Genomic DNA, 8,198 nt, shown 5'->3' with positions numbered 1-8,198 from the left:
CGGCACCGCTGGGCCAGGGCCTGCGCGGACGTCGCCCGCCTCGACCAGCGCAGCAGCGTCTCGCGCTCCTCGTCGGTCAACGTCACCTCGGCCATAGGCCGTCCCATACGTGCCATGCAAGCAAGACTACATATATTCATCGAACTCCAGGCGCAGGACACTAGCGCGACGTCCAAGAAGTCCGCTGCAGCACACGCCCGGTCGGAGAGCACCGCCTGCATGGCCTGCAGCACACCAGCCCCCGGACCGTCAGGGCGGAACAACGGGACGACCTGCTTGTAATCGATGGAGACGCTGAGCAGGGCAGGCGCAAGGCAGTCCAAGGGGCTCAAACCATGCGGATCCCCCTGCCTGTCATACGTATTGAACGCTCTCGGGCCCAGCGGATCTGTGTAGGCATGCAGGTGCCTGGCCGCGCATCCGCGCAGTGCTCCGATACTTTTCATGTCACCCCTCCCTGAAACCCGGACGCTTGGGGATCCGGGCATCTATCGCCGTGCGCGGCTGGGTCCTCCTGCACCGGGCCGATGCATGTGAGCGGGACGACCGGCTGACTGCGACGAGCTGAATCAACTCCGCGAGGAGAACGCCGAGCTGGCGGACGCACGAGATTCTCGTGGCCGCGTCCGTGTTCTTGCCGAGATCGACCGTCCCCAGAGCAAGTGATCGATCCTGTGGAACGCCGACTGCCGGGTCCTCGGCTGTCCCTGTCGACGTGCTCGTCGGCTCCGCAACGAGCAGCTCATGACCCTTGGCCGGGCTGCCCGGCTATGCGAGTTCCCCGGTCTCCAGCAGTTCCTGGACGGCGTCCTGCTGGCGCCGCAGGACGATGCGGCCGTCGCCCCGGCTGTAGGCGAGGATCCGGCTGCCCGGGGACAGGCCGGCTTCGGCGAGGAGTCCGAGGGGCAGGGAGACAGTGCCGTCGTCGGCGATGGTGAGCTCGGCTGGTTCACGCAGCATGCCGATCACCCTCTCACGAGGCGGCACTGCCAGCCACGGCCCGGAACGGGTGCCGCCCGCGGCCGCAGGGGGCCTCCGGCTCCAGGGGGCGTGGTCTTCGGCTGGTACGGCAGCACGTGCCGCAGCCGAGAGGCCCGCTTCCCGGTACCGGGAAGCGGAGAGCCGCCTGAGCATCAGGCATACGGCGGGCCCCTGGCCAGCGGCGTCGCCCCGCACGCGGAAACGGGCGCAGAGGGCCGGATCGCTGCAGGTCCGAGCGGCCCCACCGGCGCTGCGCCTAGACTGCCAGAGCGATGAGCATTCAGCCTCCACAGCCATACCCCCGACCCTGGACGCCCCCGGAGGGATCGTGGGCGTCGTCCGCTGCGAACCGGCGCAGCATGCTCGGCAACCGCAACCGCGACACCTCCCCGGAGCGGGCCCTGCGCTCCCTGGTGCACGCCGCCGGCCTGCGGTACCGGGTCGCCGCCAAGCCGCTGCCGGGGATGCGCCGCACTGCGGACCTCGTCTTCGGCCCGGCGCGCGTTGCCGTGTTCGTCGACGGCTGCTTCTGGCACGGCTGCCCGGACCACTTCGTGGCGCCCAAGACCAACCCGGACTACTGGCGGGAGAAGATCGGGCGCAACGTCCGGCGCGACCGCGACACCGATGCGCGCCTGGCCGAGGCGGGCTGGCTGGTCCTGCGGTTCTGGGAGCACGAGTCGGCGCAGGCCTGCTCCCTCGCCGTCCTTGAGGCGGTCTCGTCGCGGCGGGCCGCCCTGGCCGGGCGCGGCGGCGCGGGCGGGCGCGCGTAGAGCGGGTCCGTCCGGGCCAGGGCCCGCAGGGTCGCTGGGACGCAGCCCTGGGGCTCGGCTGCCCTGCGGGGATCCCGTGGGCGGCTGTCCTACCCCTCGCATAGGGTGTCTTCTTGCTGCGGCAGGGGGGCTTCCAGCGCCTGAGGGCGTGCTGCAGGTTTCGCAAAGGCACGGTGGGCGGGACTGGCCCAGTCAGTCCGCGTTCGGGGATAGGGCCGGGGGGCCAAGGTATGGCAGTTGAGCGTACGAACCGGGATGTCCGGACTCTGGTCGCGCAGATCGCTGCCGGGGAGATCATGCTCCCGGAGATCCAGCGCGGCTATGTGTGGAAGGCGTCGCAGGTCGCTCGGCTCATCGAGTCGCTGTACCGCGGGTATCCGGCGGGCTCCCTCCTGTTCTGGAAGACCGGGCAGGCGGCCGAGACCCGGGAGGCCGCACTGGGAGCTTCCCAGGCGCTGCCGAGCGTGATGCCCCTGTACCTGCTGGACGGGCAGCAGCGCCTCACGTCGCTGTTCCGGGTGCTGACCGACCATCCGGAAGCCCAGGTCGTCTTCAACATCGAGACGGAGGTCTTCCAGAACCAGAGCGCGGCCACCCGGCGCGACAGGAAGTGGATCAAGGTCTACGACGTCGTCGGGCCGGAGTCCGACGTGTTCGCCGTCCACGGCGAGCTCAAGGCTGCCGGGCTCGCCATCCCGGACGCTGAGATCGGGCGCCGCCTCAACGCGCTGCAGAAGATCACGCAGCGCGATTTCCACATGGAGGTGCTCCACGACTTCGAGTACGAGGAGGTCGCGGAGATCTTCGTGCGGGTGAACAGCGGCGGCCGGGCGCTGAAGACGACCGACCTTGCGCTGGCGACGCTGTCTGCGCGCGCTCCGGGCTTCCTGGGCCAGTTGGAGGCGGAGTCGGCCCGCTGGAGCGAGAGCGGGTACGCACTCGACGTCAACTTCCTTATCAAGGCCCTCACCCTGAGCCTGTCGATCTCCGGCAAGCGGCTGTCGTCGGTGGCCAAGCTGACGGCGGCGAGCAAGGAGTCGGTCGAAGCCGGATGGGAGCAGGTGCGCCGCGGCCTCGCCCGGGTCGTGCCCCTGCTCCAGGACAGGCTCCTGATCCCGACCACGGCTGTCATCCCGTCGCTGGCCGCTCTGCACCCCCTGGTGGTCTTCTACGGCCGCCAGCCGCAGGGAGCGCAGGTCGCGCCTGACGTAGAGGACGGGCTGCTCTACTGGTTCATGGCGGCCACGGCCCGCAGCCGCTACGGCGGTGTGACGGACACGTTGCTGACGCAGGACATCAGGGCGCTCGACGGCGAGGAGCCGGTGCGGGCCCTGCTCGCCAATCTCGGTATCCGCGAGAGCGGCATCTCCGTGAGCGCTGACGACCTGGCCGGGCGCAACCACCAGAGTCCGTACCTGATGTTCTGCTACCTGGCGGCGGCGCACGCCGGTGCGAGCGACTGGTGGGACGGCAGCCCCGTCTCGGCTGCGGCTGACGGGTCCGGCAAGCCCCAGTACAGCCTGGTGCATCCCGCGGCGACGCTGCGAGGCCACCGCAGCAGGTATTCGACTGCGGAGATCAACGAGCTCGCGAACATCGTCTTCGTCTCCCAGGAGACGGCGAAGAACATCATCGGGAACCGCTCTCCGGACGCCTACGTCCGCGATGTGCCTGCGAGCGACCTCGCCGCGCACTCGATCCCGCAGGCCCAGGAGGTCTTGGACGCCGGCAGGTACCGCGACTTCCTCGGTGCCCGCAGGGCCCTGCTCGCAGCGCGGATCACGGCGCTGCTCAACGGCTTCCGCCCGGGCTTCCTCGGGGGGAGCACCCTGAGGGCGCGGGCCGCCGGTCCGGACCGGTCCCTGGCTCTGGGCGGGTATGCGGGCGCCGGGCGGAGCCTCCTGGTGGCCCGTGCGGAACTCGCCGGGCAGAGCTGGGTGGGCTGGATCGGCACCGCCGAATTCGATGCTGCGCTGGATGCCGCTGCTGCCGGCCTTGCCAGCGATGTCGCCGTCGGCGGCGAGTCGGCCCCGATGCGGGTCGACGATGAGGGCAGCGTCTCCTTCGGCCTCGGGCCCTTCCTCGTGCGCGGTTCGCTCGACCAGTGGCGCTCTGCCCTCAAGGATGCGTTCGAGGATGCGCAGCCCCTCAGCGAGTGCCCTGAGCCCACCGACGAGCCATGGCCTGCGGACACCGAGGAGTTCCTGCTCTCGGATGCCGGGGTGCGGGCCCCCTGAGGCCCGGGCGCCAGGCAGGGCCTGCGATCCGGCTTCTTGCTACCCGCGCAGGGGGCTAGCCGGGCCATCCCGCCGTGCCGTCGAGCAGGTGCGAGGCGTCCTGGGCGAGCAGGGGGGCTATACGCGGAATGCCCGGTAGCGGCACGTCAGGGGGTACGTCGAGCCGGTAGGACTCCCAGCGCCCGTGCGGGCCCCGGTCGGCCGGCGCCTGCGCTGCGATCCAGTCCTTGGGCACGGTTGCGACGGCCAGCGGCTGCAGGTCCGGCGCGAGGCGGACGGCGACGAGCTCCCAGTGCGGGTCGCGCAGCATCGTCTCGTACTCGTTGCGGGAGAGGTAGACGGTGAGGCGGCTGCGGCGCAGCGTCGTCTTCACTTCCAGGTGCGAGCGGTGCTGGGGTGCGTGGACAGCGATGTCGTAGCCGTAGCCGTCCGCCCAGGCTGCTACGTGCTCTACGGATGCTTCGGCGGATGCGGTCAGCAGCTCGGCGAGGGCGAGTTCCCCGGCTGCTCCGATCCGGGCCCGCTCGCCGGCGTCGACCTTGCCCCAGACGGCTGCGATCTGCGCGCAGGCCTCGCTCTCGCCCAGGCCCAGTGCCTGGGCTGTGCGCACGGCGTCGTCCGGGAGCTCGTCCGGTCCGCGGACCAGGAGGTCGGCGTCGGGCAGCCACAGGGCCCCGCTGTGCGCGATGGCGGCGTCGAAGACCCGGCGGTGCGCGGGGATGCTGCTGCGCGCGCCGTCCAGCAGGCCGGTCCGGCCGAGCCAGTCGTAGGCGGCGTCGTACTGGGTGGGGGTGAGGTCGCTGAAGTCGCTGTGGGCGGTGAACAGGGCGCGGATGCGGGCGGGTCCGCTGGCGGGGAGCCTCTCCAGCCAGCGGACCGCTGCGCGCAGGACGGGGTCAGGCGGTGCGGGCACGCAGGTGGCCCATCAGTGCCTGCAGGTCGCGCTGGTCGAGGCCTCCCCCGGCGGCGGGCTCCTCATCGAGGTCGGCGAGCTGCTGGACGGCGGGGTCGTCGAGGATGCTCCCCATGAACTGGAGCTTGTCGGTCAGCCGCTGGGCGACGACCTCGTCGATGGTGCCTTCCGAGGCGAGCACGGTGATCCGGGTCTGCGTGTCGGGGGCGAGGCCGAGGCGGTGGATGCGGTCCAGGCTCTGCAGGAAGCGGCCGGCGGCGAAGTCCCGGTCGACGTAGACGGCGTCGTGGCAGTGGTGGTGCAAGCTGATCCCCTCGCCGAGGGTGGCGGGGTTGGACAGCAGCACCATGCAGGCGGGGTCGTTGCGGAACCGGTCGATCTCGGCCTCGCGGTCCTCTGTGCCGCCGTGCACCATGGCGGGCGCGAACTCGCCCAGTATGCGCTGCAGGGTGTTCAGGCTGCGGATGAAGGTCGACCAGACCAGCGTCTTGCGGCCCTGGGCGGCGTTCTGGGCGACGATCGCCAGGGTCTCCTGGTACTTCGGCGACATCTCGTAACTGGGCAGGTCCCGCATCAGGTCGAACAGCGGCGTGCCCTCGGGGACGGGCAGCGGCGGCACTTGGTAGGCGAGCGGCTCGTACCGGGTGGTGCCGACAGCCAGCAGCGCCGGGCTGGTCGCGGCCATCAGCATGTAGACGATGACCTTCCCCAGCGCGAGGAAGTCGCCCTCGGAGCCTGCAGCCCGGGCAGAGAAGCGTCCGGCGAGCGCTTCGTACACCTCCTGGTGGGCGGGCGGCAGCGGGACGGGCCGCAGGGTGGTCGTCACGGGCGGCAGGCCGAGTTCGCCCTTGGTGGTGCGGGTGAACAGAGGGCGCAGGACCTGGCTGGCTTTGGCGAGGTCTCCGCCGGCGACGGCCTGGGTGACCCTCTGCCGTCCGTGGCCGGGCCAGACGAAGCCGAAGAGGTTCTCCAGGTCCTTGACGCCGTTGGGAGCCGGCGTACCCGTCAGGATCAGACGGCGGCGGCTGCGCGGGCCCAGGGCGAGGCAAGCCGCCCCGTAGGTGCCGTCAGCGCCGAGCTTCATGCGGTGCGCCTCGTCGAGCAGCAGCATGGACGGGCGGGCGGCCAGCCACTGGCCCAGCTCGTTCACGGCCCCGCCCAGACGCTCGTAGTTCACGATGAGCGCGTCGGCGGCCGGATCTGCGTCCCGGGAGAGCACGTCCATGCGCAGCGGGTCTTGCAGGCACTGCCGGTTCTCGTCCTGCCAGGACTCGTAGCAGGACTTGGGGCCGACGATCAGGAGCCGCTCGATGCCTTCGGTGCGCCTAAGGGCGTGGAAGACGGCGAGGCCGACCCGCGTCTTGCCGGCGCCGGGGACCGAGAAGTTCGCTCCGTGGCGCAGGGACAGGAGTTTGGCGATGTCCCGGCGCTGGAACGCGGTCAGGTCCGCCGTCCACTGCGCGCCGAGCAGGCGGCCGACGTCAGCGGGGTCGAATTCCCCGTCCCGGGCGCCAGCAGGGTCCAGCCGCTCGGCGACAGTCTGCGCGTCCCGGGCGGAGTCGGTGGCCAAGGCTGCCAGCTGGGGGTCCCAGGCCACGCTGCTCGGCTCGGGCCACGCAGCCAGGGCCACCAGGTTGGTCAGGAGGTCGTCTATCTCGACCTCCATAGTGCCGGGCGAACGCTGGAGGCTGCTGCGGAAGCGCAGGGCGAGGCTGCGCAGTTCGTCCTCGAAGCCGGACCCGGCGCGCAGCCGCGCCCGGGTCACCCCGTCGCCGAATCCGATCTCCAAGCTGGGGCGGCCGGTTGCTGCCGCCATCACTTGACCTGCGTGGCGTCGAGCAGCCAGGCGACGCCGTCGCCGGGCGAGCTGAAGGTGCGGCCCGCCTGCTTGGCCAGCCGCATCAGGCTGGCCCGCAGGGTGATGAGGGCGTCGTCGAACGCGTCCTCGTCCAGGGCGCGCTTGGCCTTGGCCTCGGCGAACTCCGCAGCGCACTGGTTGACGTAGTCGGCGGCGTCGGTGAGGCGCTCGGGCACGGCCACCTGGCGCTTTTGCAGCTGGGCGTTTTGCCCGGCCATCTTCACTGCCACGTCGAAGGTCTTGCGCGCCGACTTGATGAGCGCGTCGGCCTCAGCGACGGCCGGGGCCTCCAGCTTGCCGACGGCCTGCGACGCGGCTTTCGCCTGCAGCAGGGCGTCGGTCAGCGCGCGGGTGGTCTTCACTGCGGCCGTGGCGTCCGGGATCTGCACCCCGGCCAGCCCCGGGATGGACACGGCGGCCGACTGCTGGGCTGCGGGCCGCAGTTCGTCAGGCAGCCGCTCGTCCAGGTAGCGGCGGTGGAAGTCGGCCTCCGCCAAGCGCACGGTGGTCTTAGGGTAGTTCAGGACCACCATGGCCAGCCGCGACTCCTTGAGCTGATCGGCGGCGTCCGGGTCGGTCTTGGACAGCTTGGTGTAGTCGCGGTGCAGCTCGCGGAGCTTCTCCTGGTGGTCCTCGAAGTCCACCAGCCGCAGTTCGGCGCCGCTGCCGGTCCTGCTGCGCCCTATCGCGTCATTGATCAACTGGTAGACCCAGCGGTCCTGGTGGAGCGTGGTCTTCTTGATGTTGAAGTCGCGGGCCACGTCCTCTTCGCGCCGCCCCTCCCTGAGCTCCTCCTCGATGGCCATGAGCCGGTTGATGTAGGAGTACTCGCGGCGCTTGTCGCGGCGCAGCTGCAGGGCCAGTTCGACGCTGTTGATGTCGCGGCGGGAGGTGTCCGCGGGGAGCACCCCGACCCGGATGTCCTTGATGCCCAGGTCCTTCAGGGCGGCGCAGCGGGTGTTGCCGTCGACGAGGATGCCGTCGGGGCTGATGATCCCAGGCTCCTTCTGCCCGAAATCCGCCAACTCGTCCCGCAGGGCGATGTAGTCCGGGTCGGTCTGGTTCGGGTTCGAGGGGCGGCAGCGCAGAAGGCTGTGCAGGTAGGTCTGGGCCGGCTCGCTCCAGGGCTCCTCCTCCAGAGCCCGGTTGCGCTCGGGGTCCAGGGTGCGCTGCGCGCGGATCCGGTGGGTGTCCGGGTTGAAGTAGAGCATGTCGACCGGCATGGAGATCACATGCAGGTGCTTCTGCTCGCCGCGCCACTCGACAGTGACCTTGCCTCCGCCGTCGGCCATGGCCTGCTTCAGCCGCTCCTCCACCAAGGAGCGGATCCTCACGCCCTCGGGCGGGACGCCGAACTTCACAGCCATAACCAGAGCCTCCAGCAGCCGAAATGCACCTTGTCGCCTGCATCATGGCAGGAGGCGCTGACAGCGGGC

At 70.7% G+C, this 8,198-nt stretch carries 6 protein-coding genes; 2 read left to right on the top strand and 4 right to left on the bottom strand.

The features are described 5' to 3' along the window. Window positions 1-768 precede the first annotated feature (768 nt). On the bottom strand, window positions 769-960 hold the full coding sequence (locus tag ABZ904_RS42675; RefSeq protein WP_361829520.1) for a hypothetical protein: 192 nt from the start codon (window positions 958-960) through the stop codon (window positions 769-771). 293 nt (window positions 961-1,253) lie between these two features. On the opposite strand from ABZ904_RS42675, the gene ABZ904_RS42670 reads away from it, so the two are divergent. After that, window positions 1,254-1,754, top strand: a complete 501-nt coding sequence (locus ABZ904_RS42670; protein ID WP_361829518.1) for a very short patch repair endonuclease — start codon at window positions 1,254-1,256, stop codon at window positions 1,752-1,754. A gap of 230 nt (window positions 1,755-1,984) precedes the next feature. Further along, the gene (locus ABZ904_RS42665) at window positions 1,985-3,991 is read left to right on the top strand and encodes a DUF262 domain-containing protein (RefSeq protein ID WP_361829516.1); all 2,007 of its coding nucleotides are present in this window, start codon (window positions 1,985-1,987) and stop codon (window positions 3,989-3,991) included. 55 nt (window positions 3,992-4,046) lie between these two features. Here the strand turns inward: ABZ904_RS42665 and ABZ904_RS42660 are convergent, their stop codons facing one another. From ABZ904_RS42660 to ABZ904_RS42650, 3 genes are read right to left on the bottom strand one after another with little or no spacing between them, the layout of a single operon-like run. Then, window positions 4,047-4,904: a DUF3883 domain-containing protein gene (locus tag ABZ904_RS42660; RefSeq protein WP_361829514.1), complete on the bottom strand. Its 858-nt coding sequence runs from the start codon at window positions 4,902-4,904 to the stop codon at window positions 4,047-4,049. Next, entirely contained in the window at window positions 4,888-6,720 is a 1,833-nt protein-coding gene (locus ABZ904_RS42655) for a DEAD/DEAH box helicase (RefSeq protein ID WP_361829512.1), read from the bottom strand. Before ABZ904_RS42655 ends, ABZ904_RS42660 begins: the two co-directional genes overlap by 17 nt. Then, window positions 6,720-8,129, bottom strand: coding sequence for a transcriptional regulator (locus tag ABZ904_RS42650; protein WP_361829510.1), 1,410 nt, complete (start codon window positions 8,127-8,129; stop codon window positions 6,720-6,722). The genes ABZ904_RS42655 and ABZ904_RS42650 overlap by 1 nt, the downstream gene beginning before the upstream one ends. Between the last annotated feature and the right edge of the window lie 69 nt (window positions 8,130-8,198).

It is taken from the genome of Streptomyces sp. NPDC046900, from assembly GCF_040644975.1.
In the GTDB taxonomy this organism is placed as follows: domain Bacteria; phylum Actinomycetota; class Actinomycetes; order Streptomycetales; family Streptomycetaceae; genus Streptomyces.
Note: the sequence above shows the minus strand (reverse complement) of the source record. Positions and strands in the feature narration are given on the sequence as shown.

What these genes read in the sequence shown, in the direction of transcription:
- ABZ904_RS42675 (WP_361829520.1), bottom strand. Translation starts at nt 960, where the DNA reads ATGCTGCGTGAACCAGCCGAGCTCACCATCGCCGACGACGGCACTGTC.
- ABZ904_RS42670 (WP_361829518.1), top strand. Translation starts at nt 1,254, where the DNA reads ATGAGCATTCAGCCTCCACAGCCATACCCCCGACCCTGGACGCCCCCG.
- ABZ904_RS42665 (WP_361829516.1), top strand. Translation starts at nt 1,985, where the DNA reads ATGGCAGTTGAGCGTACGAACCGGGATGTCCGGACTCTGGTCGCGCAG.
- ABZ904_RS42655 (WP_361829512.1), bottom strand. Translation starts at nt 6,720, where the DNA reads ATGGCGGCAGCAACCGGCCGCCCCAGCTTGGAGATCGGATTCGGCGAC.
- ABZ904_RS42650 (WP_361829510.1), bottom strand. Translation starts at nt 8,129, where the DNA reads ATGGCTGTGAAGTTCGGCGTCCCGCCCGAGGGCGTGAGGATCCGCTCC.